Raw genomic sequence first — 24359 nt, 5'->3', positions numbered from 1 at the left:
GTGCCAAAAGCTTCTCCTCCGCTGATCACACCCGTCATCCTCTCCGGTGGCGCAGGGTCGCGACTATGGCCATTGTCGACAGAGACGCGCCCAAAGCAGTTTCATGCGCTTCTGGGCAAGTCTACCATGTTTGGTCAGACCTTGCAGCGGGTCGGGCGGCAGGAAGCCATCGCTTTTGGCGATCCGATTGTGATCTGCAGCCTGAATCATCTGGCATCGGTGCGGGAGGAATTGCAGCGAGAGCATGTTCCCGATGCGACCATCATTCTTGAGCCCTGCCCCCGCAACACCGCCCCAGCGCTAAGCGTCACAGCACTGATCCAAGCTGAGCGCGACCCTGACAGCTTGCTCTTGGTGATGCCGGCCGATCACATCATTGATTATCCAGACCGGCTCTATCAGGCCTGCCTCGATGCCTGTCAGGCCGCTGAGGCGGGCCATATCGTCACCTTTGGTATTCCGCCCACAGCACCCGAAACTGGCTTTGGCTACATCAAGACAGGTGATGAACTGGCACAACGGGTTTTTGCGGTCGATGCGTTCAAGGAAAAGCCGGACAAACAAACTGCTGAGGGCTATCTTGCCGACGGGGCATATGTCTGGAATGCTGGGATTTTCCTTTTCAAAGCCAGTAGCTTCGTCGCAGAAATGGCCAAGCACGCGCCTGAAATTCTCGATGCCGCCCGGGCCACGCTGTCGGCAAGCCAGACTGAGGCAGGCTGTGTGTTTCTGAATGAAACCAGGTTTGCCCAAGTGCCTGCCAGCTCGGTGGATTATGCCGTGATGGAGCGAACCCATCAGGCGGCTGTCGTTCCGGTTGACATGGGATGGCATGACGTCGGCTCCTTCCTGACCTTGTGGGAAATGGCGGAGAAGGATGGTGAAGGGAATGTGGTTCAGGGGCCAGTCGCTCTGTTTGATTCTGCCAATTGCCTTGTGCGGACTGAAGCGGTTGCCGTGTCATTGATCGGGGTGAACGACCTGGTGGTCATTGCAACCGAGCAAGGCATATTGGTCACCCACAAGGACCGGGCCCAAGATGTCCGTCTGGCCGCAGATGCCTTTAAGCCGAAGAGTCCAAATGCCTAAGGACTTTCACACGTCCTGACCGTCCGCTGCCTCGATCAAACCAGGATTGTAGCGGCTGTTTCGAGCTTTCTGGCAGAACGAGGTCTGACCATTGAGGAAGCCGACCATTTTTATGACCAATTGGAAGGCCATTTTTTCATGCGCACGGCCTTTCGGGCCAGTGACGGCGCTCCAACTTTGGCGCTGGCCGAATTGCAGGCAGGTTTTGCCCCGATTGCCAGACGTTTTGGCATGGCCTGGGCTTTCCATCCAACCAGCCGCAAGCCGCTCATCGTGCTGGCGGTGTCCCGCTTCGGGCATTGTCTTAACGATTTGATGCATCGCTGGCGATCGGGCTGGCTTAAGGCCGATATCGTGGGTGTAGTGTCCAATCATGATGATTTTCGTCAGGAGGTTGAATGGCACGGCCTGCCTCATTTGTATCGGCCGGTGACCCCGCAGACCAAAGCCGAGGCTGAGGCAGACTTCCTCGCCTACATGGCTGAGCATGATTGTGACCTGTTGGTGCTGGCTCGCTACATGCAGGTCTTGAGCGCCCAGACCGTCAATGCGCTGCATGGTCGGTGTATCAATATCCACCACTCCTTTTTGCCAGGGTTCAAGGGGGCGAAACCCTATCACCAGGCCTATGCGCGCGGGGTGAAGATGATTGGTGCAAGCGCCCATTATGTGACTGCCGACCTTGATGAAGGCCCGATTATCGAGCAGGGCGTGGAGCGGGTCACTCATGCTGATACGCCTGATGATCTGATCGAAATCGGGCGCGATCTGGAATGCACGGTTCTGGCGCGCGCGGTGCGTTGGCATGGCGAGCATCGCGTGCTGTTGGCGGGTAACCGAACTGTGGTTTTCCGCTGATCCAAGGCCGCTGCCAACGGCTTTATTCGCCTCCCGTTACAGGTTAGAGCCGATCCAGTTTGGCCGAAGCCGATGGAGCCATGTAGATGATCAAGACCACGATGCCCAAACCTGTGAGTGAGCTGGCAACCAATACGCTGGACTTTGAAATGCTGCCGCTCGTCAAGCCAACGGGTTTCCGCGAATATGATGCCCGCTGGTGGTTTGGCATTCAGGGCAATCACAAAGCGCCGGAATTGAATTTCTTCGGCGTGCAAGCGCTTGGGCTCGGGCTTGGGACCTTATTGCATGAATATGGTGCCAAGCGCGTGGTGGTCGGCCATGATTTCCGCTTCTATTCGCTGTCGATCAAGCAGGCTCTCACACTTGGCTTGATCCAAGCGGGCTGTGAGGTTCTCGACATCGGCCTCGCCTTGTCGCCGGTTGCTTATTATGCCCAGTTCGCGCTCGATGCACCCGCCGTGGCGATGGTGACGGCAAGCCACAATGAGAATGGCTGGACGGGGGTCAAAATGGGCGCGCACAAGCCCTTGACCTTTGGGCCTGATGAGATGGGTCGCCTGCGCGACATCGTGCTGTCGGGTGCCTTTGCTGAGCGACCCGGCGGCAGCCTGACCCGGGTTGAGGGCATGCGGGAGCGCTATATCTCCGACGCCGTCGGTCCGTTCAAACTGAGCCGTCCGATCAAAGTTGTGGTGGCTTGTGGCAATGGCGCTGCTGGTGCCTTTGCACCTGATGCCTTGCGTCGCATGGGGGCTGAGGTGATCGAGATGGATTGTGATCTCGACTGGACCTTCCCGAAATACAATCCCAATCCTGAAGATGCCGAAATGCTTCACGCCATGGCTGCACGCGTCCGTGACACCGGGGCAGAGCTGGCCTTGGGCTTTGACGGTGACGGGGACCGTTGTGGCGTCGTCGATGATTCCGGGGAAGAGATATTTGCCGATAAAATCGGCCTTCTGCTTGCCCGTGACATGAGCCACCTACATCCCGGTGCGACTTTTGTCGTCGACGTGAAATCCACCGGTGCCTATGAAATAGACCCGGTTCTGAAAGCCAATGGTGTCAAGGTTGACTATTGGAAGACAGGTCATTCCTACATCAAGCGGCGCACGACAGAGCTTGACGCCTTGGCGGGTTTTGAAAAATCAGGGCATTTCTTCATGCGTGCCCCCTACGGGCGTGGCTATGATGATGCCCTAATTGCAGCCCGTGCCATCCTTGCCATGCTGGATCGCGCGGGTGGGGCAAAGCTGTCGCAGCTCAAGCAGGAATTGCCGCTGACCTGGACCTCACTGACCATGTCGGCCCATTGTGATGATGAGGTCAAATATGGCGTGATTGACAAGGTGGTCGCCGCTTATGTCACGGCTGCCGCTGCCGGAGGAGCGATCCTTGGACGGCGCATTCGGGATGTCAACACCGTGAATGGGGCGCGTGTGACCCTCGAAGACGGCTCTTTTGTGCTGATCCGCGCGTCATCGAATAAGCCCGAAGTGGTTGTTGTGGTTGAAAGCACGGTCTCGGATGCCGACATGCGTGCCCTTTTCCATGAAGAAGCTAAGCTGCGTTTGGGTGCCTATCCTGAAGTAGGTCATTATAATCAGACTGTTTAGTCTGTCTGGCTTGGCAGTTGCGGACCGCCGGAAAGCGGTCTAGCGACATCACCAATTGAGCAGGGCCCAATTGAGCAGGGGTTGCAACAGTGTCACACGAGTCCCAAAAGCAAGTTCGTATCGGTGTTGCCGGTGCCGGTGTTTTCGGACGTAATCACGCAAACAAGATCAGGGCCAATGGCCGGGCCGAATTGGTTGGCATTTATGATTTGAGCGCGTCGCGCGCCGAAGCCTTGGCTGAAGAATTGGGCACCAAGGCCTTTACCGACCTGTCCGCATTGCTCGCCCATATTGATGCTCTGGTGGTGGCAACCCCTGCGGTCGCCCATGGCGGGGTTGCCCGTGCCGCAATTGATGCCGGTAAGCATTGTTTGGTGGAAAAGCCCTTGGCCGCCACCGCCGAGGATGCTGATATTCTTTGCGATCATGCGGCCCAACGCAGGGTAGTCCTTCAGGCAGGACACCAAGAGCGATATATCTTTTCGGCCATGGGTTTGTTCGATGTTGCAGCGCGACCTAACCGTCTTGATGCGGTGCGCGTTGGCCTGCCAAGTTTGCGCGGTGCAGATGTGTCGGCGACGTTAGATTTGATGGTTCATGACATCGACTTGGCCCGCTTGCTGTTCCGGGCAGATCCTGTCCAGATCCACGCCAAACGTCTGGCGGGTCAGCCCGAAAATCCCGATGCCGTCGAGGCTGTTCTGACATTTCCAGGCGGCGGGGAAGCCCGCTTTCTCGCGAGTCGGGCTGCTGAAGAGCGTGATCGGCGTATGACGATCGAGTACGCCGCTGGAACCGTTAGCATTGATTTCATCGCTAAGGAATTCAAGGACGGACCGGGCTTTGGTCTTCATGCTGATTTTGCCACAAGAATTCCGGACCCGATGGGTGCTGCCACCGCTGACTTTATCGCCGCCATCTTGGGTGAGAAGCCGGTCGTGATTTCGGCAGCTGATGGGGCTGCGGCGGTGCGGATTGCTGAAACCATTGATCAAGCCACCCGGGCATGATTGTTGTGCTTGGTTGCCAAAAGTGATGGCGACATCTGTTGAGGCTTGCAGAAATTGCCCAATCGATGGCGTATGAGCCTGGCTGAACGGATCATCCAGGTCCAGTGCGTCCGATGCGATGCGCCTCACGCTTGAGTGGCAGACAGACCATGACAGAAACCAGTCGCCCCCCCATTGGCTTTATCGATCTATTGGCCCAGCGCCGCCGTCTGGGTAGCCGAATTGATGAGGCTGTCATGGGCGTGATCAATAGTGGTGCCTATATCATGGGGCCACCTGTTCAGGCCTTTGAGAAGGCGTTGGCGACCTTTGGACAGGCCGGACATGCCCTGTCATGCGCGAATGGCACCGATGCTTTGGTGCTGCCTCTGATGGCCTGGCACATCCGGACCGGAGATGCTGTCTTCTGCCCAAGCTTCACCTTTGCCGCCACGGGGGAGGTTGTTCCTTGGTTGGGGGCGACCCCCGTCTTTGTCGACATTGACCCTGTGACCTACAATCTCGATCCAGTCCATCTTGAGGCGTCGATCGAGGCCGTCCTCAAAGAAGGCAAGCTCAAACCCAAAGTGATCATAGCAGTGGACCTTTTTGGTCAGCCGGCGGACTATCCTGCCATTTCGGCCATTGCCAAAAAATATGGTCTCAAACTGATCGCCGATTCCGCACAAGGCTTTGGCTGCACGCTCCATCATCATCACCCCATTCATTGGGCAGATGTTGCCACCACCAGCTTCTTTCCCGCCAAGCCGCTGGGCTGCTATGGCGATGGTGGAGCAGTCCTGACCCATGATTATGACTTGTGGGAAGTCATGGATTCGCTGCGGGTTCACGGCAAAGCAACCGCGAGCGATCTGGCTGGCAAGACGTTCGAACATGACCCGAAATATCTTAACATCCGTATCGGGATGAATTCCCGTCTGGATACCGTTCAAGCAGCCATCCTGCTGGAAAAGCTCGCCGTTTTTGCCGAGGAGATTGACGCACGCAACAAGATTGCGTCTCGCTATAACCAGCTTCTGGGGGATGTTGTGCGCGTGCCAGCTGTGATCGAGGGCGGGGTATCAACCTGGGCCCAATATACGATCGAACTTGCAGACCGCGATGGCCTTGCCGCCTACGCCAAAAGCCGGGGCGTGCCGACAGCGGCCTATTATCCCATCCCGATCCACAAGCAGGATGTCTATAGCCGTTTCCCCGTGGGTCCCGGTGGCCTGCCCGTCACAGAGGCGAAAGCAGGTCAGGTCATTTCCCTGCCCATGCACCCAGACCTCGATGTGGCAACCCAAGACTATATTGTCGAGACCGTGCGCAATTTTGCACGCCGCAATTACTAGTCCTGCTCTGCGATTTGCAAAAGATAGCGGCCATAATCGCTCTTGCCCAGAGGCACAGCCAACGCCTCCAAGTCCTGCCGGCTGATCCAGCCGTTTTTGAAGGCAACTTCTTCGGGGCAGCCAATCTTCAGGCCTTGACGATGTTCCAGGATGCTGACGAATGATCCGGCTTCATGCAGGCTTTCATGCGTGCCTGTATCAAGCCAAGCATAACCACGCTCCAGCTTGACAACGGATAATTCACCCAGATCCAGATAGCGATTGTTGAGGTCGGTGATCTCCAACTCGCCACGGGCAGACGGCTTGACCTCATCGGCAAAACCCACCACGCGCTGGTCATAGAAATAAAGCCCGGTGACGGCCCAGTTTGACTTAGGCGCACGCGGCTTCTCCTCGATCGCGATTGCCCGGCCATCACGATCAAAAGCCAGCACGCCATAGCGTTCGGGGTCCTGCACATGATAGGCAAAGACGGTGGCACCGGAACTGGCTGAGGCGGCCCGCCGCAACACCTCGCTTAAACCGTTGCCATAGTAGATGTTGTCACCCAGAATCAGGGCGCATTGACGATCGCCCACAAAGTCCCGACCGATGATAAACGCTTGGGCCAGGCCCTCGGGCCGTTCCTGCACGGCATAACTCAGACTGATGCCCCACTTAGCTCCATCACCCAGCAACGCCTGGAATAACGGCAGGTCATGGGGTGTGGAGATGACCAAGATCTCGCGTATCCCTGCCAGCATGAGGGTGGTCAGCGGATAATAGATCATCGGCTTGTCATAAATGGGCAGCAATTGCTTGCTGATCACGGCTGTCAATGGATGCAGGCGGGTGCCAGATCCCCCGGCCAGAATGATGCCCTTCATCTTGGTCATGTTGAGGCTCCAAATTCGGGTTTCAGGGCGACCAGGGTCTCAGACAGACTGTCCCGCCAGTTCGGCTGAACGTGGCCAAACTGACCGACAAAGGCGCGACAATCCAAGACTGAGTTGCGAGGACGGACGGCTGCGGTCTTAAATTGATCTGTGGTGACGGCTTTGATCTCAATATCGAAGCCAGGCCGCCAGTCCTGTGTCTGGTCAAGGATTTCCCGGGCAAGACCGTACCAGCTTGTTTGTCCGCTGGAGGTGTAGTGAAAAATACCCGCAGCGAGAGAGCCTGTGTGTTTAGCCTGCAAAGCCGTCAGACAGGCATCCGCAAGGTCAAGCGCCGAGGTGGGGGCACCGGTCTGATCATCGACGACCGACAACGGTACGCGCTCTTGAGCCCTCTTGAGGATGGTCCGCACGAAATTATGCGCAAAGGGTGAAAACACCCAAGAGGTGCGCACCACCAAAGCGGTCGGGTTCGCATCCAGAACGGCAAGCTCACCGTCTCGCTTGGTCTGCCCATAGACATTGAGCGGATGGGTCGGGTCAGTTTCGACATAGGGTCCGGCCTTGCGACCATCAAAGACATAATCGGTGGACACATGCAGGAACGCGATTTTGTGTTCCATAGTCGCCCGAGCCAGAAACTGCGGGGCGGTCGTGTTCAGGGCTGTGGCTTGATCGACCTGGGTCTCTGCTGCATCGACGGCAGTAAAGGCAGCTGCATTGAGCACAAGATCTGGTCTGATCCGGGTCAGCCAGCCCGTCACATCGGTTGGGCTTGTGATGTTGCACTTGGACCGGCCAAGGCAAGTGACGTCGATCCCGCGATGCGGGCCTACGGCCGCGACCGCTTGGGCGAGTTGACCCTGTTGGCCGAAAACCAGAAGCTTCATGTCGGGCGGTCCTGCGCGTCCCCAATCAACTCGCCCTGAGGTGCAGCAGTATAGACGGTCTTCAGGTGAGGTTCCCACCAGGCCTGATTGTGGCGATACCACTCGATGGTGTCGCGCAGGCCTGCCTCGAAATCATGCTGTGGTGCCCAACCAAGTTCTGCCGTGATTTTGCGTGCATCGATGGCATAGCGCGCGTCATGTCCTGGTCGGTCGGCGACGAAATGAATGGCGTTGCGGCGCGCGCTTGGCCCAGGATCGACCGCGTCCATGTGGTCACAGATGGCTTCGACGATCTGCAAATTGGTGCGTTCACTGTTGCCACCAATGGCATAGGTCTCGCCGGGGCGCCCGTGGCGGGCGACGCACAGCAGAGCCTGGGCATGATCGTCCACATGCAGCCAGTCGCGCACGTTCAGGCCCGTACCATAAACCGGCATGGGGGCCCGGCGGATTGCCTGGATCGTCATCAGAGGGATCAATTTCTCGGGAAACTGATGAGGCCCATAATTGTTGGAACAATTGGTGGTTAGCACCGGCAGGCCATAGGTATGAAACCATGCGCGTACCAAATGATCGGATGCTGCTTTACTGGCTGAGTAGGGCGAATTGGGCTGATAGGGTGACGCTTCGTTGAAGGCCCCGTGTGGTCCCAAGCTGCCAAAGACTTCGTCGGTTGAGATATGAAGGAAGCGGAAAGCTGTCTTGGCTGGCTCCGCCAGCTTGTCGTGATAATCCCGGCAGGCTTCGAGCAGGTGGAAGGTGCCAACAATATTGGTTTCTATGAAGGCTGCGGCCCCGGTGATCGAGCGGTCGACATGGGTCTCTGCCGCCAGATGCAGGACGATGTCTGGCTGCCAGTCGGCAAGAATCGCCATCATGGCAGCACGGTCGCCAATATCGGCTTGAACAAAGCGATAATCGTGGTGTTGCTCGATTGCGCGCAGTGAGCGCAAGTCAGACGAATAGGTCAGCTTGTCCACATTCAGGACTTGGCCCGCGCCAGAGGTGATCAGGTGTCGGCAGACAGCAGAACCAATGAATCCAGCCCCGCCTGTAACCAAGAATCGCATATGCCACCCAACCTTTTCCGTCCCGCCACAAACTAATCGATGTGGCTCGTTAGGTCACGCAACCGGGGCAGTGCGAGGTCTTTCTCTGAGATGATGAGCTCTAACGCCTCTATGTCGCCCCAATCGATCGCAAGATCAGGGTCATTCCAAACAAGACCGCCTTCATGCTTTGGTGCATAAGTTTGGTTCACTTTGTAATGGACGACGGCACCATCCGTTAAAGTTAGGTAGCCGTGTGCGAAACCAGCCGGGATTAATAATTGATCCCAATTAGCCTCACTCAGAACCGCCTTGACGTGCTGCCCATAGGTCGGAGAATTCCGCCTGATATCAACGGCGATGTCCAAAATTGCACCGCAGACGCAGCGGACTAGCTTGGCTTGGCCATAGGGCTGTCGCTGAAAATGTAGGCCGCGCAATGTACCGCGCGTGGCATTAAAGGCATGATTGTCTTGTATAAAATCAGCGGAAATGCCAGCTTCCTTAAGGGCTCCGGCATTATAAACTTCCGAAAAAAAGCCTCTCTCATCGGCGAACCGTTTTGGCGTTAGCTTCAGGACGCCAGGTATATTTGTCTCTGTGATTTGCATGGTTCAGACCTATCCGCGCCGAGCCGCGTACATATCACGTCGCGAAAGGACAGCACACTGAGAGTGCACCTTAAGTCCGGCCATTTTCATGACGCAGGAATTCAGCAAAAGCTAAAAACACGTGATAGAGCGTGGATGTGGGTATTTTGTCGCTTATAGGAGCGCCCACTTCATCTACCTGATCAATCCAAGTGCCGAAAGGCTTTGCATTTAGGTGGTTATCAAACAAGTAGCCGATCGATTGGGCAAAGACACCACTAGGATCTATGCCATCGAGTTCGGACAGCGCGACGGCAGCCTTTATTCGTTCGGTATTCGGCCATGTCCTCGACGTTGTGCTTCTTGCACGGCCATTAACCCAGACAGAATCATAGGTGGCAAAAGTCCTTTGATCGACGCCGAATTCTTCGCCAAAGCCGATCAGGGCGCGCACAGGATCTGAAAGAGCTATACCCAATAATCTCTTGAGGTTGACCAAAATCCAGGCCCATTCAAACTGATGACCTGGTTCGATTATTTCCCCATCTGGTGCTTGAGCACGCTTGAAGTCTTCATCAAAAAACTCGGCTAGCGTCCGTGTCTTGAGATCAAAGAACTTCTTTTCAAACAAGCCCGCGACCTCTTTGGCAAGCACAGCTGCCTGCTCATTAGGTTCTGCTTCATAAGATGCAAGGCATGCCTCCAGCAGGTGCATATGGGGGTTCTGCTGCCTTAGCCCGCTTGCTGGAGACCAATGCAGAAATCCAATGCCGTTCTCATGGCGCATATGTTGATCCACGAATGTCATGGTTTTGCTTGCCCAATTTTTGGCGTCGTGGCGGCCACTAACCCTCTGAAACCAGCTCAATGCAAACAAGGCGAATGCATTGTCATAAAGGTCAGCCGTGCCATCTAGGATGGCACCGTCTTTGGAAAGGGTTCTCGCCCAGCCATTTTCTGGGCCCTGCCACGCGTGTTTGGTCAAGAAATTGAAGCCATGCTCGGCCAGTTCCAGCCCCGGTTTCCAGCCCATTTGGTAAGCGTGCGAAAAGACGTAGATTTGCCTGCCGATCACGCGGACGCGCTTAAACTCTACGTCGGCCACGCGGCCATCAGGCGTCAATTGCTCAACATAGCCACCATATTTGTGGTCAATTCCGATGCTACCCCAAAATGGCAGAGCGGCATCAAACATCCAGGCGTGAACGCGATCTTTTAGGTCCTGGTTCTTTAGGCTTCCCATCGGCTGTGTTTTCCTTGGTCAAAGAGCTTCATCACGGTCGATTCTAAATTCCCACCATCAAAGAGATGACCCGGAATGCCAGCCGCTTCCGCTGCGGCTATGTCTGTTGCTTGGTCGCCAATCAAGAAAGACTTGTCACAATCAATCGGCCAGTCGGCCATTGCGCGCAACAACATGCCTGGATTTGGTTTTCTGTCAGGATGATTTTCAGCTCGATAATGATCAATTTGAGCGTCTTTATGGTACGGGCAGAAGTAGAATGCATCGATGTGTGCGCCCACTTCGCTTAATTGATCTTGCATCGCCGCATGAAATTTCATCACAGCGTCATCATCGTAAAGTCCACGGGCGATGCCAGCCTGATTGCTGACCACGATGGCCAAATAGCCCGCATCATTGATAGCCCGAATGGCTTGCCTGGCTCCATCTATCCAATGCAGATCAGCCACACGATGCGTATATCCTTCATCGTGATTGAGAACGCCATCTCGATCTAGGAATACGGTTGGACGACGCCGACGTTGCGGTATCTCTACCCGTGCTGTTGCATAGGTCTCGGGCAGTCCCATGTCGAGAAAGTAACCTTCATGTTCAACGCCTTCGAGCTTTCCTTGTTCAACCAATTGGGGAAAGATATCTTGCTCGAGAGAGCAGGGGCCGTCGATCAAGTTCAGCACCGTGCGTGACATCAGGTAGACACCGCCATTGATCAGTGTTGGCCCCACAAGATTTGCGTTCTTTTCCAAAAACCCAGTAATTTTATTTTTCTTCAGTTGAACAGCGCCATATCGCGCCGGATCGTCTACCCGACGCAAGGCAACACGGGCGGTAAAGTCGTCAGAAACATGCGTGGCAAATGCACGCAGATTTATGTCAAACAGACTGTCACCATTGGCCATTAGGAACCATGGGTCGAGCACGGGATTTGCCCAACGCAAAGCTCCCCCAGTCCCTGCGGGGCTCGGCTCCACCAGGACACGAACTTTGGCACCATGAACGATCTTTCCGTCATAGGCGGCAATGACTTTGTCGCTCAAATGCCCTGCGAGCAGGATAAGATCGGTAAAACCGTGGCGGGCAGCTTCTTCAAGCAAGACATCGATGAAGCGCAGGTTTGTATCAATTTCCAAAAGTGGTTTCGGCGTGTCGCGCGAAAGACTGCCGAGGCGCGTCCCTTTTCCACCTACCAGAAATACCGCTTGTTTTACATGCATGGTTTTGGTCCAACTTAGGTTTTCAGCTGTTGGTAGACATGGGATGCGATGCTGAGACTCGCAGTCAAACCTGGCGACTCAATGCCGAACAGATTGATGAGACCATTGATAAAATGCGCGTCGCGCCCTTGAATCATGAAATCCGCAGCTGGCACGCCGGGCCCCGATAATTTTGGACGGCAGCCAGCATAATCCGCGACGATTGCCCCATCCGGTAAACCCGGCCAATATCTTCGGATAGCTTGATAAAATTGGCTCGCACGTGACAAATCGACGTTATATGTCACCTGACTAGGGTCGGCGTGGTCTAACCATTCAACGTCGGGGCCAAACTTCATCCGACCCTGCATGTCTAGCGTCACATGGACGCCAAGGCCGCCATCGACCGGTGCTGGGTAAATCAATCTCGAGAATGCAGCCTTTGTGGTGCATTGAAAGTATGACCCCTTGGCGAGGAAGAGGCGCGGGATCAAGGACGCTGGAAGAAACTCCATCCGCCCCGCGACATCCTGGGCGTGCAAGCCTGCCGCATTTACCAGCTTCTCGCACACCAGTTTTGCTGGTGTGGGGCCAAGCACGCTCAGCTCAAAGCGACCATCCGCAAGCATGGTGACCTGATCAACCTTGGACTGACAAATGACATGCCCCCCATTGTCTTCAATCTCGCCCTGGAGTGCCAACATAAAGCCATGTGAGTTGATAATGCCTGTCTGTGTCGAGTGTAATGCGCTGGTGCAAAAGAGTTCAGGCTCAAGTCGCGTGGCTTGGTCGCGGGAAAGACGGTTCAAACCTTCAACGCCATTTGCGGATCCGCGTTGAGCGAGGCTTTCAATGGCCATATCCTCGGCTTCTGAAGTCGCGACAATAAGCTTGCCGCACTTTTTATACGAAAGGCCGCGTTCGTCGGCGTATTGGTAAAGCGCTCGACGTCCTTCAATGCAGCTTTGGTGCTTAAGGCTATCGGTTGGATAATAAATGCCAGCATGGATCACTTCGCTATTCCGCGAAGAAATGCCGGAACCAATATGAGACTCAGATTCCAAGACAATCGTTTCAGCACCAGTACGTGCAAACGCGGCACCACAGGCCAAGCCTACTACCCCCGCGCCTATAATCACGACTTCAGTCTCAAATCGATCCATACTCATGGAGTTCCAAAATCATGACATGTTAGAAAAGGGGCAATGCGCGGCGACGGTATTGCCCGTGTGGCCAATGGTGGTCAAGGGAGTCTGTCCATACCTTCACATTAGGCAAGCGCTGGGTATGTCTAAGGCCCCCTTAAGTCAAGTTTCACTACCTTACGACCACTAGATTTAAGCCCTCCGATTAGGCTGTAAATGGAGCTGAACTTAAACTGGTTGGGGTTTGAGCAAAAAGCCTCAGCGGACCCATTACCTTTTGCTGGCGCATACTTTACTATACAGTAAATCACTAAACAAGTTGATTCTTCTCTCTAGTTTTGTTCAACGGCTTTGTGCAAAAGGGCACTGAAATGATTTCCTTATGGGTGGAAATCGCAACGAATGGCGTTAAAGAGGTTTGTCCGTGCCGGCCCAAATTTTTTGGAGCAATTGAATGACAGTCGAAGCTTTACTTGTGCCGTCCGATGGGGCCAACGAGAAGATGGGAACGCAAAAACAAGCAAAAAAAGAGTACAACTCTAATGTTTTGATTCTTGCCAATGATATTTTTTCTGACGTTGGTGGAGGGCAAACTTCCTATCAAGCCATTATTCGTAACAGACCTGACGTCCATTTCTTTTATTTTGTGGAAAAAGAGACAAAAAAGGCCACTAGGCCTCCTAATTGCACTATAATTCCGTTTAATCATTATTATCGCTACAATGTCGGAGACTTGCCCGCTGAGATCGGATATTTTTATTCTGATTATATTCAAGCTTGGCAGTACGCCCGCTCTTTTGCAGAGCATTTTGCGAATATCGAGATAGATGTTGTTGATACACCAGATTATACTCTCGCCGGCTTGTTTATAGAAGACGCCATGAAAATGCATGGCATCCGGGTTGGTAGCGTAAGTCTGGCTCTTCATGGAACAATTTCGTCCGCATTTTCTCAAGAATGGGGTCAAAAAACACCGCAGAGATTTATGGCCGAGTTACGTGTTAGGGAGCATCTGCAGTATCGATCTGTTGATAGCCGCTACGCGCTGAGCGAAGCTTACGGTCAAGAGTGGACCAGGAAAAGTGGTGGGTACGAAGCCAATTACATCGACCCGCTATTGATGGTTGGGCCCATGAATCCCAAAATTGCCTGCGGTATCGAGCGGCCAAGTTTGGCGTTCATCGGGCGTCGCGAACGCACCAAGGGCCCTGACATTTTTGTTGATGCCCTTTGGTCAGTGGATCGGGCATCGTATAATCGGGCGATGCTAATTGGTTCAGAATCAACAGGCTATAGTGGGGTTAGTGGTGATCCACGCCTTGCCGCCATGGCAAAGCTTCGTGGGTTAGATATTCAAATCCTTAAGAGTTTGCCCCGCGCGAAGCTGGATGAAATTTTTTCTGAACGAACTGTTGTGGTTGTGCCAAGCCGCGCCGATACGTTTAACTTGGTTGCATTGGAGGCAATCAGATTAGGCGCTCCAGTACTTGTTAGCAGAGGAGCAGGTATCTCGAGATGGATTGAGACGCATCTACCTGAGTTGTCCCATCTTGTTTTTGATTTAGGTGGTGCACGTGCCTTAGATAAGGCGCTCATTCAAATTTTGAGCGACTACGATGGCGAACGAGAAAGGCTGGTTCAGGCTGTTCAACGGGCAAACCTCCAAGCAAATCTGGAAAGTTTGGCGAGTATGTACCAGCCTGCCGACAAAATTTGTCAGTCTGCGCGCGAGTATAGGTCGATGCTTCAAGCCCGGCTAAATTCATTTAATCGTCCCCGGGATATTAGCCACGACCGCCCACAGTCGGATTCATCCGCATTCCCTCATACGCCAGGATACCGCGGGTTCTCGCCAGAATTACCGTCGTGGAAGAAGGCTATTCTCACGTCTCCGTTACGGGGTATCGCCTATGCCTATCATGATTTCCGTACGGGCAAAGTCCAGCAAAAACGACTTCCTCCTCCAAAAGATGTCGCATTACAGCCTGGCTACAATGACCCTAACCGAATTCACGGCCTCATTGCTAAATTAAGCCAAGAAGTTTCGGATCGGTCCGATCGTGCTTTAGAGATGGTTCCTGCTGCTGAGGACATAGAAGGAACCCGCTATCGCAGCCTGCATCTGCCCGAACGAACTCAAAAGGAGATTGTCACCAAGTTGAAGACGCTCGCCAGCGAAATTCCTTCTCGGCTTGTTGGACGGAATTTGTTATTCCGCGAACTGATGCGCCTCGAGAGAAAGCGAAGCGGCGGTGACATTGTGGCTGCGACGTATGCACTGCGACTGATGCGCTGGGCAGGTGTCGATCACCACAACGATTTGGACTTCGTTGTGCGCGCACTTGAGAAGGGTGGCTTTGGAAAGGTGGCAGAGGTTGCGCGAGCTCTTTTTGAGGATCAAAGCCAAACAAATGCACGAGTTCAAGCCCTACTGGCAACTCAGTTTGAAAGTCAAAAGATCAAAAAGTCGGGTTCCTTTGCGATCAAGGACGATCGGCGAAGCTCGAATCGTCCGCGCGTGAGCGTTATCGTGTCTTTGTATAATGCGGCATCAAAGCTGCCCTTGTTCTTACGCCAACTTTCAGCGCAGACTCTCATGGCAGTTGATGAAATTGAAATTATCCTCGTTGATAGCGGATCCCCAACAAACGAGTACGAAGTCTTTAAGGAACTCATGGCAGAATTGCCATTACCAGCATTATACGTGCGAACAAAGAACCGCGAAACTATCCAGTCGGCTTGGAACCGCGGGATTGCTCTGGCAAAAGGTGAGTATTTGAGCTTCTTGGGAGTGGATGAAGGCGTTCATCCACGCGCTTTTGAAATACTCTCCAAGGAGCTTGATGAAGACCAGGAAGTTGACTGGGTCATGGCAGATACCGTCATGACCGAGGTTGATCGGCGTGGTACTTTCAAGTCTGACGTGATGATCTATAATCGAGATGGCTATAATCAAGGCTTAGTTTATCTCGACACGTGTTACTTGAGTTGGGTGGGGGGACTGTATCGTCGGTCGATCCACGAACGATTTGGTATGTATGATGAAACTTTCAGTGCAGCCGGTGACACTGAATTCAAGTCAAGAATGCTGCCTCATTTGAAATCAAAACGTATCAAGGCCGCTCTTGGCTTGTTCCTGAATTACCCGGAGGAAAGGACGACTCAACACCCGCGTGCAGAAATCGAGGACTTGCGAGCTTGGTATGTTTACCGCACGAAAGCAGGCGTTGCTTATGTTTGGGATAATCAGCCTATCAAGGAAGTAGAGGCTTTCTTTAAAAGCTGTCTCGGCTATCGCAAGTCCTTCTGCGGGCACTTTAGCACTGACTTTGAGATGGCTGAAGTTGTTGCGCAGTATATGGTTGAGCGTAATGAGAATCCTGAATTCGCGCGCGAAGCTGTGTCGTCAACCGTCAGAATGAACCAGTTTATCCGATCAATCACCGACATTGACATGCGGTTATCTCCTGCTGAGCGCCGATTGGCTGTTTTAGAGATATTGGCAGCCGCAAAGAAACAAGAAGTCTCCGATCAAAGTAAATTTGGTCTTGGAAATCGACCTAGGTATGAAATCGTGAATGATAACCGTTTCGAACAACACTGGCATTCTTGGAGTTCTTGAGAAGAAAAGACAATTAGCTCTCCACAACAGAGTTAAAAAGGCTTTGGTTCGGTGCCCGCTGGCCAAATCCAGTTGTGCTGTTCGTATCGGTTGTCATTCAGACCAAAGAATTGTCCTTCGACACCTGTGAGATCTTTGAACTGCTTGTTGATGCTAGAAAGCCGTGAGGCATTCGGTAATTGGCTTTCCGCATGGGGTTCGAAACGGCCGCCAAAGTCATAGTCGCGAAACTCGAGCATCCGCTTGTGGAAGAAGTCTTTTAACTTGGGCAGTCCAGGCATGTCTGATTGCCGCAAGGCGAGCAGATTGCAGAGCACAAAGCCCAGATTGACATCCGTGCTTATGCTCTGGCTATAGCATTTTCGGTAACCGCCGCATTGATGTATCAAATGTTCAAGTCGTGCATTTGAAACATTCCTAAAAGTAAAGCTTGCGCCGCCCAATGAACGATAGGCGTACCATGCCAAAGTATCTTCAAGCTCTGCGAGTACGCCGCCGCTCGCGCGCGCTTCAGGATAGTCACGGAAGACGCCGAGAGTTTTCGGGACAAAGCCAACATTTAGGGCTCCTAAGGTCCTCATTTTGAACTCGGTGTCACCGGCAGCATAAAAACGGCCGTCGTAATAGCCGACGCGGTCATGTATCGCGCGCCGATACATCCCGCCAACCCATGAGACACTGCAGGTTTCAAGATAGGTCGTATCGGCAGAGATGTCGCCACGGTAAAAAAATGTCTTGTCCTGAATGAGTTGGCCTTTTTCATTGACTTCGGTAACGAGGCTAGATGCCATAACCCAGTCGAGAGACGGTGACTGGTCCAGCTTCTGACTAAGCTCCTCAAGGGCGGTCGGATAGAGCGCTTCGTCCACACCGAGGAAACACAGATAGGGTGCCCGCGCGAGCTTTATGCCTTCATTCCAAGCGGCTTGAATCGTCACACGGCACGCGGATTTAGCATAGACTAGGCCCGTGGCGAGTTGTTGATCCAGTGCTTGAACCAAGTCGCGCGAACCCGCGCTGTCGCCTGCATCCACCAGGATCAGTTCGACTTGCCCTCGGCGCACAAGGGTTTGTCGTCCAAGCAATTTGATAAATGACAAGAGCCGATCTTGGCTAACTTTATAGAGCGATACAATAATCCCCACTTTTCGGATGTCTCCAATTCGGTCATCGAAAATCTGAAAGCTCGCGGGGTTCGTGTCCTCTTGCTTAGGATCAATAGGTGGCACCAGGTCTTCTAAAGCGTCATGGGGTTGCTGTGAAACAAGGAGCGGGAGCGATTTTGCGATATGACCGAGGTTGGCTGCCGACAATTCACCTTGGACGAGGGATAAACGCCCATAGGGATCTGCATGCGCAGCCCGCATAATGCGAATATCATAGGCAGCAGCCGTCAAACGGTTGCCACAAGCGCGCTCCAGCCGTGCCAACTCCGCCCAAACCTTGCAACGGCCTTTAGCGTATCCCAGATCGCCGTCGCTTCGAAGAAGGCTTCGATCAAACTCATGCAGATTGTTCTCACCGATCGCACCAAGCCTTGTGAGATAGGTTTCAAATTGGGGCCGCCGGGATTTTGGTGCCAAGATCGAACGCGCCTTACGGGCTATTTTGCGCACTTGTGCCTCCGGCGGCAGCCGCATGATAAAATGGCGCGCCTGTTTCTTGAGGACATGCAACCAGTTGGCCTCGAGGCGGGCATAGTGCTCAAACGCTTCACGCGCTTCTGCGGCCGGATCGCTTGGGGCTTCCGATTGGATTTTACGATCGTAGGCGAGGGGGGAGCCTGGCTTCAATCCCTGGACGACGAGACTTGCTGCCTCCGCGGCATTTTGTTTCTTGCTTTCCCAATTCTCTAAAATGGAAACAAGGGCATCGGCACAATCTTCTGCGTGAGCTGGGTCGAAAACGTCAATCAGATGTCCAATTTTTGACCTGCAAAGAAAATCAGCCGTTGGGGATCCTTTTGCCAGCAAGACCGGTACACCGGCCGCCACATAATTGAGCAAGGTCAATTCAATGGACGCGAGATGCCTTGTTGCGAGAACAAGGCTGTTTGATTTGAGGCCATTTACCGCATCTTCAAACGGTGATGCAGGGACTTCTTCGATGCTCAGGTCGCGTGAGGCGGCCTGCTGTTCGATTTGACTTCGAGATGGGCTCTGATCCTCACATATGAAGGTCGTTCGAAAGTGTGGTCGATCGCGCGCGGATTTAGGTACTGGCAGCCATCTAATCGCCTCAAACGAGACCGGATCCATTGGGTCGTGAAGGTGAATGGTTACAGGGACGTCGGGTTTGTGTGCGCCATGGTTTCGGAGGTTTTGTGCCTGCCTGGGCAATTGGGACCAAGGGTCAATCCAAGAGATCGTCTTGCCACGATGCGTTTCGTCGCGGATGGCAGGGTCGAGTGAATAATAATGGTCAGCTGCCCCTAATTGTTGGTTCAGAAGAGACTCAAGCTCTTTTTGCGCGTTTTCAGGCAGGCGATGGCTCGATGATGATTGCCCACCTTTCAAGGCAAGCACAAGGTGCTTCCAGCCAACCTGATAGAAATTGAGGGCTGGTTGGAGATACGGGCCCACCAAACAGGTGTCTAAAACCTCCACCCTATCAAATTTACAGTTGGCAACAGCTGCAGCAATGCGTGCCGCATTTCGCTTGGCCATCGCAACGCAGGAGCCGGCTCGATAGGGCGGGCCTAACGCAAAAGGATTATCCAGCTCAGCCGATATGAGTTTGGTCTGTGTTCGCTTGAAATCGGGGAATAACTCAAGCGCCAGCTTTATACCATTGGATACAATGGTCAGCTCTATCTCGGGGTCTTCACGCAAGCGCAATGCGTATAAAAATGCTTCACTTACCGCTTTGTATGTCTGCCCGGCGCAAATCAGCAATATGTGCATTTAAAGTTCCTGAACTGGGCGGAGCCGAGTCTGTCCATTCTATTGACCGGCCTATGTCCTGATAGCCCGGTGCCTCAGATTTTGCCAGCACCAAGCCATCGGAGTTCGGGAGAGGATGCGGTGCACATGTTGAGGCTGATGGAAGGGGTTCAGGTCGAGTGGATTTGGAAATTTTGTCAAAGGTCACTTGTGGGTGGCATAATTCCAGGCTCGGGCCAAGGCTTGGGCTGAGGAGGAAATTGATATCCCGTATGGATTTCGTCTTTCAACTGAAGGGCCTTTGCTATGGCCCGTGCAATTTGTTTCGCTGAACCGCCGTGGAACAGCGACAGCCTCTTGGTCTGCTCGTCCTTGTCTATAGAGCTACTAAGCCAAGACCGCCCAGCTTCGGCGACCACAACTGCACCCGCCGCGAGTGCGCCAATCACCAGCCCAGATGAACGCCTTCGGTAATTTGCCACACGATAAGGTGCCAGAACAACGCTGGCAGACTTGAGGAGGGCTATGAATTCCTCGGTTGAATGCGTGCCGCTGACAACAACCAGATCATCATCCTGCATCGCGCGCAGGCGGTCGGCGACCTTCGCTAACTTTGCCTGATCTTGGGAAGCAACGGGTGCATGTTGCACATAGAATTGCACGGGCTCTTGAGTTTTCAGGCTGCGAAACGCTTCAATGATCTCGGGAAGCTTGTCAAAACGTTTCTCTGTCCGCGATTCACCTAGAAAAGCGATGCGTGCTGGTCTTCTTTTGGCCTGCGACGTCTCCCCACTTACAAGGGTCGGTTCGATCGGGATCAAGATTTGCGACACTTTCTTGTTGAGGATCGTCGAGTAGGCTTCGGCCAATTGACGCGTGTCGCTTACAAAGTGGATCTGTGGGCTAAAAGGTGCCTTGCGCGCCATAAACCGGCGGCCCTTGCTGTATCGTGGCGGATCAAAACGCAACATCAGGCTGCATTGCACATCAACAACCGGCCGCCGCCTCAGATGTGCTTCGAAGGCCTCTGCCACTCGCATGGCTTCGGCCCAGGATAGGGTTGGGAAAAACAGATGGTCACGGGGATGAAAGTCGATTGTGGCAAACCAATCTTGCACCTTATCCGACAATTGGGTTGATTGCTCGATCAAAAAATTTTCGTGGGCCCTATCGCCAAACCAATGCCGAGACACACGGCGGATCGCCGTGCGCAGGAAGTGGGGCAGCCGATCGGTGTGCCTGCTGGTGTTAGGATGATCGGGTGGGCGTATCGCTTCGCCGGGATCAGGGGCTAGCATGTCGACACGATAGTCGCCAAATGCATCGCGCATCTGCGAACCTGCCGGCAGGACGATCACAGGCGCTAGGCCATCTCCTTCTGCCAAATCAAGATAGAGCCGTGCGAGGTCTGCCGTATGCCCAAGCCCGCTCCTCAAATAGGGGTCTACCAAAAAGAGGCGAGGCTTCACGATCATATCCAAAGGCTTGAGGCATGCTAAGCGGCACCGACTCACTCTTACCAGCAGTTTCAGAGCTTGCCGAGAAGATAGAGTGATAAAACAAGGGCTAGGGCAAAGCCCACGCCTCAGGATTGTCCCCTATCCAGACCAACATGCCGCGATAGACTATAATTCCGCCTCAGCAGTCCAGCCAAACTGGGTCTCGATGGAGCCAGGTATATTGTGTCCACAATAGAAGCCATTGACAGATGGTGTCGGGACTACGACCGATAATTGGCCGGTATCTCGCCAGTTTCCATCATAATAGGTTATCCGTCCAGCGGTCCCATTTGAGGCAAAAGTCTTGATGACTGGCGGTTTGAGCTTTTGAGTGCGAAACGGTACAAGCACACGCAGTGCGCCCGATGGGTGGACAGAGCCAAAGGATTGCCCGCCATTGATCACAAAAGGCCCGATCAATGTATCGGGTGCGCCACTTTTTTCGAAATAGCGCTCGCAAGCCCGAAATTCGAGATAGTCTGGAGTGACCTTAAATCCGCTCGGCAAGCCTCTAAAATGGGCTTGCGCACATGCAAGTCGCCCGCCAGCCACCGCGCCTTGGAAAGCAATTTCCAGCTCAAGACCCAACGCACCTTGTGGTGGTAGCTCGATATCATGCCATTCGAGCGTCGTCCATTGATTGGAGCTGAGTGCGAATGTTTTGCTTGCAACCAATTCAGTATTGGCAAAATCATCGCGAGCCAGCGCGCGCCTCAGCTTCAGCGTGAGACTTGCGGCACCGGTGATGGATTTTGCCAAGACGCGCACCCCCAATCTCGGGGCAAACGCGCTGAGCGTTGCGGACTCAATGCGTTGCGCAATGGCTCCATTGGCATGGGTCAGTTCTAGGGCTGATAGGCCCGGGCCCGGCCCGTCAGAGGATTTTGTAACCGTGCCAGTAAGGCTGCGCACAAACCAACGGTCGCAGAGATAATCGCCATTTGCCGGGGCGGCAAAGGTCAAACCGCGTTGCCAGATTTGAAAGGCGCCATTGATCAAGAGGTTGGGGGGCCGGCCATCGCGAAGGTACCACTGGCCCGATTGATGGTGACAAAAGTCAGCTTCGTCCTGAACATAGACTTGCCAACCGTCGCGCGGCGTCACCTGCATCCAGCCGCCTGCATCAAAGACAGCCAAAGCCCCATCCATCATGCCCTGCCAGTGTGTGCCTGTTTTACCACTTGGCAAGAGATAGCTATCCCCCACAGCCGGATCATTGGGCTCAATCTTCATCGTGCGACTGATGACGGCGGCTTGCGTGACAGCGTCGATCCGGTTCAAGGCTTCATTCATGGTTACATGTTTGTCAGCCTGCGACGCCAAAAGGTATGGCAGTTCCAAATGTGCAGTCGTATCCGTCATCCGTAGGTTTCCTCAGGGTTACGGGGCTTACGTTAAGACGGAGGCTTTCATGGGGGGATAGATTGGGGTGAACTGGGCGCACTCATAACTTCCCAAGCTATCTTCAGCAAGTGCTTAAGAAAAACTAGGATAAACCTTCTGGCTCACTTGTGGTGCAATTGGCCGGTAAAACTGTTTGGCATTTCTGCTGGAGGACTGGGCTCTAAACCAACCGTGCGACAAAGTGAAATCCTGCTGAAGGGTCAACACTATAATCAGGATCAATTGGGCCGTTTGAAGTGCCACGACAGAAATCTCTGAACTCAAATGGGTGATCGCTGGTGAAGGCAAAGCCAAGCTCGCGGTAACGTGCTTCCCACCATTCGTAGGGCTGCACGGTTCGATGATAGCGCGCACCGGTGACCGGGTCGTCATCTGGCCCAAGCGCGATGGACCCAACAAAAATGCCATCGGGCTTCAGATGGGCGCGCACATTTTCAAATAAGCCCGGCAAGTCCTCATCCGCAATATGTTCCATGACTTCCCACGCGCTGATAACATCACACAACACATGCGACTGATCTTGGTTTTTGAGATGAAATGGACGTGTGATGTCTGCCGTGAAAAGGGAGTCTCTTAAAAGGCGCCATTCGGCGCGTTGGGCCTTCTTTGAATAGTCGCTTCCTTCAACGCCAAACCCACGATGGCCGCGCAGTGTGAAATCCAACGCCAGTCCACCGCCCGAGCAACCAAGGTCCATATAGGTTAGCGGACGGTTGAATAGCTCCTCACAACGCGCAACAAATCGTGGTGAACGTGTATTGTCTTGTGCCGTGCCCCATGGGATTTTGTGGTCATCTGTATCATAGGCCACAGATCGCTCAGCTTGGAAGGTCACGTTGGTTTTGGGTATCCAATGCGCGAGACGGTCCAAAATCATCATCGTATCACGATAATAGAGCTCCCTTACCCGCATTGCCTCGCGTAAGTGAAGATATAGATTGTGGTTGGTATAATTCACTTGGTGAATGATGGCTTCACGATCCGGTAGGCGCTGGGCGTAAAGCTCACCCAGCTGCGCTTCCATACGATTGAGCTGGTCCTGCAGGCTTTGCAGAAGTGACTCAGTGCCTTGGGATTGAGTCTCCGACAAGTGTCCCACCCTCAATTTTCTTCTTCACTTTAACATGGTGCCGCCGAGCTGAATAGCGAACCGATTTGATTCAAATTCGGCTGGTCGGCGTTTCAATCCAAACGCTGAGACACACCAGGGGAATCGCGCCTAGCCAACTTTTCTTTCTTGCCGTACTGCAGAGGGGCTAGGCCACGTAACGACAGCTCGTTTCAAAGGTGGCGGAATCTCCTCACCTGCCGCAGCATATTGCGCCCAGACTTCTTCAGGTTTGCCACATGCCACGATCTCACCGGAATCAAGCCAGATAGCTAAGTCGCAGAACTCAAATAATTGGGTTGGCGAATGGGTGGCAAGCACCATGATCCGAGCTTCCGCCGCTCGCTTTTGGAGGCGTTCAGCCGCGCGGGTCATGAAATGCGCATCCCCGGCGGCCAGCACTTCATCGATCAGCAAAATTTCGCCTGGCATGGTCGTTGCCAAAGCAAAACTGATACGAACTTGCATGCCCGCTGAATAGGTCCGCAATGGCATATCGAAAAATTCGCCGAGCTCTACAAACGTCTCGATCTCATTTATGATGTTTGACGACTGCGCGCTGCTCAAGCCAAATATCCGGCAAATGAAGGCTACATTTTCGCGCCCACTCTTTTCGGCGTCCAAACCAGCTATGTGCGACAACACGGTAGAAATTCTACCCTTCACTGTCCGCTTGCCCCGTGTCGGCAGGTGAATGCCTGCCAAAAGTCGCAACAACGTCGACTTCCCGGAACCATTGCGGCCAATCAGGCCAACACGCGCACCCTCACTTAGGTTTAGGGATATGCCACGGATGGCATCGACGACCTTTATGCCTTCGACGTCGCGACGAACTTTGCCAAACGACAAAAGACCAGCTGCCGCTGTTAAGACCGACTGGTGCCGACTTGCCGTGAATACAGGATAGCTGACGGCTGCTCTGTCCAAAATAAGGCTTGAGGTCATGGGC

18 protein-coding genes are annotated in these 24359 nt (G+C 53.7%); 6 read left to right on the top strand and 12 right to left on the bottom strand.

Features of this window, described 5'->3' with window-relative positions:
- From PbB2_RS01630 to PbB2_RS01610, 5 genes are all read left to right on the top strand, one after another.
- The gene (locus PbB2_RS01630; RefSeq protein ID WP_192576103.1) at positions 1 to 1089 is read left to right on the top strand and encodes a mannose-1-phosphate guanylyltransferase/mannose-6-phosphate isomerase; all 1089 of its coding nucleotides are present in this window, start codon (positions 1 to 3) and stop codon (positions 1087 to 1089) included.
- A gap of 15 nt (positions 1090 to 1104) precedes the next feature.
- On the top strand, positions 1105 to 1947 hold the full coding sequence (gene purU, locus PbB2_RS01625; protein WP_108983535.1) for a formyltetrahydrofolate deformylase: 843 nt from the start codon (positions 1105 to 1107) through the stop codon (positions 1945 to 1947).
- A 101-nt stretch (positions 1948 to 2048) separates the two neighbouring features.
- Complete coding sequence (locus PbB2_RS01620) at positions 2049 to 3566, top strand: phosphomannomutase/phosphoglucomutase (RefSeq protein ID WP_108983867.1); 1518 nt, start codon at positions 2049 to 2051, stop codon at positions 3564 to 3566.
- An 89-nt stretch (positions 3567 to 3655) separates the two neighbouring features.
- Positions 3656 to 4576, top strand: coding sequence for a Gfo/Idh/MocA family protein (locus PbB2_RS01615; RefSeq protein WP_108983534.1), 921 nt, complete (start codon positions 3656 to 3658; stop codon positions 4574 to 4576).
- A gap of 149 nt (positions 4577 to 4725) precedes the next feature.
- The gene (locus PbB2_RS01610) at positions 4726 to 5910 is read left to right on the top strand and encodes a DegT/DnrJ/EryC1/StrS family aminotransferase (protein WP_108983533.1); all 1185 of its coding nucleotides are present in this window, start codon (positions 4726 to 4728) and stop codon (positions 5908 to 5910) included.
- Here PbB2_RS01610 and rfbA read toward each other — a convergent pair.
- From rfbA to PbB2_RS01575, 7 genes are all read right to left on the bottom strand, one after another.
- Positions 5907 to 6776, bottom strand: a complete 870-nt coding sequence (gene rfbA / locus PbB2_RS01605; RefSeq protein ID WP_420887446.1) for a glucose-1-phosphate thymidylyltransferase RfbA — start codon at positions 6774 to 6776, stop codon at positions 5907 to 5909. The genes PbB2_RS01610 and rfbA overlap by 4 nt on opposite strands.
- A gap of 5 nt (positions 6777 to 6781) precedes the next feature.
- Positions 6782 to 7675: a dTDP-4-dehydrorhamnose reductase gene (gene rfbD, locus PbB2_RS01600; protein ID WP_108983531.1), complete on the bottom strand. Its 894-nt coding sequence runs from the start codon at positions 7673 to 7675 to the stop codon at positions 6782 to 6784.
- The gene (gene rfbB, locus PbB2_RS01595; RefSeq protein WP_108983530.1) at positions 7672 to 8745 is read right to left on the bottom strand and encodes a dTDP-glucose 4,6-dehydratase; all 1074 of its coding nucleotides are present in this window, start codon (positions 8743 to 8745) and stop codon (positions 7672 to 7674) included. Before rfbB ends, rfbD begins: the two co-directional genes overlap by 4 nt.
- 32 nt (positions 8746 to 8777) lie before the next feature.
- Positions 8778 to 9335 (bottom strand): dTDP-4-dehydrorhamnose 3,5-epimerase, encoded by a 558-nt coding sequence (gene rfbC, locus PbB2_RS01590; RefSeq protein ID WP_108983529.1) that lies wholly within the window; start codon positions 9333 to 9335, stop codon positions 8778 to 8780.
- Positions 9336 to 9405: 70 nt separating this feature from the next.
- Positions 9406 to 10557: an AGE family epimerase/isomerase gene (locus tag PbB2_RS01585; protein WP_108983528.1), complete on the bottom strand. Its 1152-nt coding sequence runs from the start codon at positions 10555 to 10557 to the stop codon at positions 9406 to 9408.
- On the bottom strand, positions 10545 to 11771 hold the full coding sequence (locus PbB2_RS16405; RefSeq protein WP_108983527.1) for an HAD-IIIA family hydrolase: 1227 nt from the start codon (positions 11769 to 11771) through the stop codon (positions 10545 to 10547). The genes PbB2_RS01585 and PbB2_RS16405 overlap by 13 nt, the downstream gene beginning before the upstream one ends.
- 14 nt (positions 11772 to 11785) lie before the next feature.
- Positions 11786 to 12919, bottom strand: a complete 1134-nt coding sequence (locus PbB2_RS01575) for an NAD(P)/FAD-dependent oxidoreductase (protein ID WP_320410523.1) — start codon at positions 12917 to 12919, stop codon at positions 11786 to 11788.
- Between the two features lie 430 nt (positions 12920 to 13349).
- On the opposite strand from PbB2_RS01575, the gene PbB2_RS01570 reads away from it, so the two are divergent.
- Positions 13350 to 16517 carry a glycosyltransferase gene (locus PbB2_RS01570; protein WP_108983525.1) on the top strand — a complete coding sequence of 1056 codons (3168 nt, stop codon included), beginning with the start codon at positions 13350 to 13352 and terminating at the stop codon, positions 16515 to 16517.
- Between the two features lie 32 nt (positions 16518 to 16549).
- On the opposite strand, the gene PbB2_RS01565 is transcribed toward PbB2_RS01570, so the two are convergent.
- From PbB2_RS01565 to PbB2_RS01545, 5 genes are all read right to left on the bottom strand, one after another.
- On the bottom strand, positions 16550 to 19420 hold the full coding sequence (locus PbB2_RS01565; RefSeq protein ID WP_108983524.1) for a glycosyltransferase: 2871 nt from the start codon (positions 19418 to 19420) through the stop codon (positions 16550 to 16552).
- A 176-nt stretch (positions 19421 to 19596) separates the two neighbouring features.
- Positions 19597 to 20868: a glycosyltransferase family protein gene (locus PbB2_RS01560; RefSeq protein WP_133245675.1), complete on the bottom strand. Its 1272-nt coding sequence runs from the start codon at positions 20866 to 20868 to the stop codon at positions 19597 to 19599.
- Between the two features lie 156 nt (positions 20869 to 21024).
- A complete protein-coding gene (locus tag PbB2_RS01555) occupies positions 21025 to 22260 on the bottom strand; it encodes a DUF2793 domain-containing protein (protein ID WP_108983522.1) in 1236 nt (411 codons plus the stop codon).
- Positions 22261 to 22462: 202 nt separating this feature from the next.
- The gene (locus PbB2_RS01550; protein ID WP_133245674.1) at positions 22463 to 23392 is read right to left on the bottom strand and encodes a class I SAM-dependent methyltransferase; all 930 of its coding nucleotides are present in this window, start codon (positions 23390 to 23392) and stop codon (positions 22463 to 22465) included.
- A 129-nt stretch (positions 23393 to 23521) separates the two neighbouring features.
- Complete coding sequence (locus PbB2_RS01545; RefSeq protein ID WP_108983520.1) at positions 23522 to 24355, bottom strand: ABC transporter ATP-binding protein; 834 nt, start codon at positions 24353 to 24355, stop codon at positions 23522 to 23524.
- Positions 24356 to 24359 lie beyond the last annotated feature (4 nt).

Source organism: Candidatus Phycosocius bacilliformis (assembly GCF_003112735.1).
GTDB classification, from domain to species: Bacteria; Pseudomonadota; Alphaproteobacteria; order Caulobacterales; family Aquidulcibacteraceae; genus Aquidulcibacter; species Aquidulcibacter bacilliformis.
The sequence above is the reverse complement of the archived record's forward strand: the minus strand, read 5'-3'. Positions and strand labels throughout refer to the sequence as shown.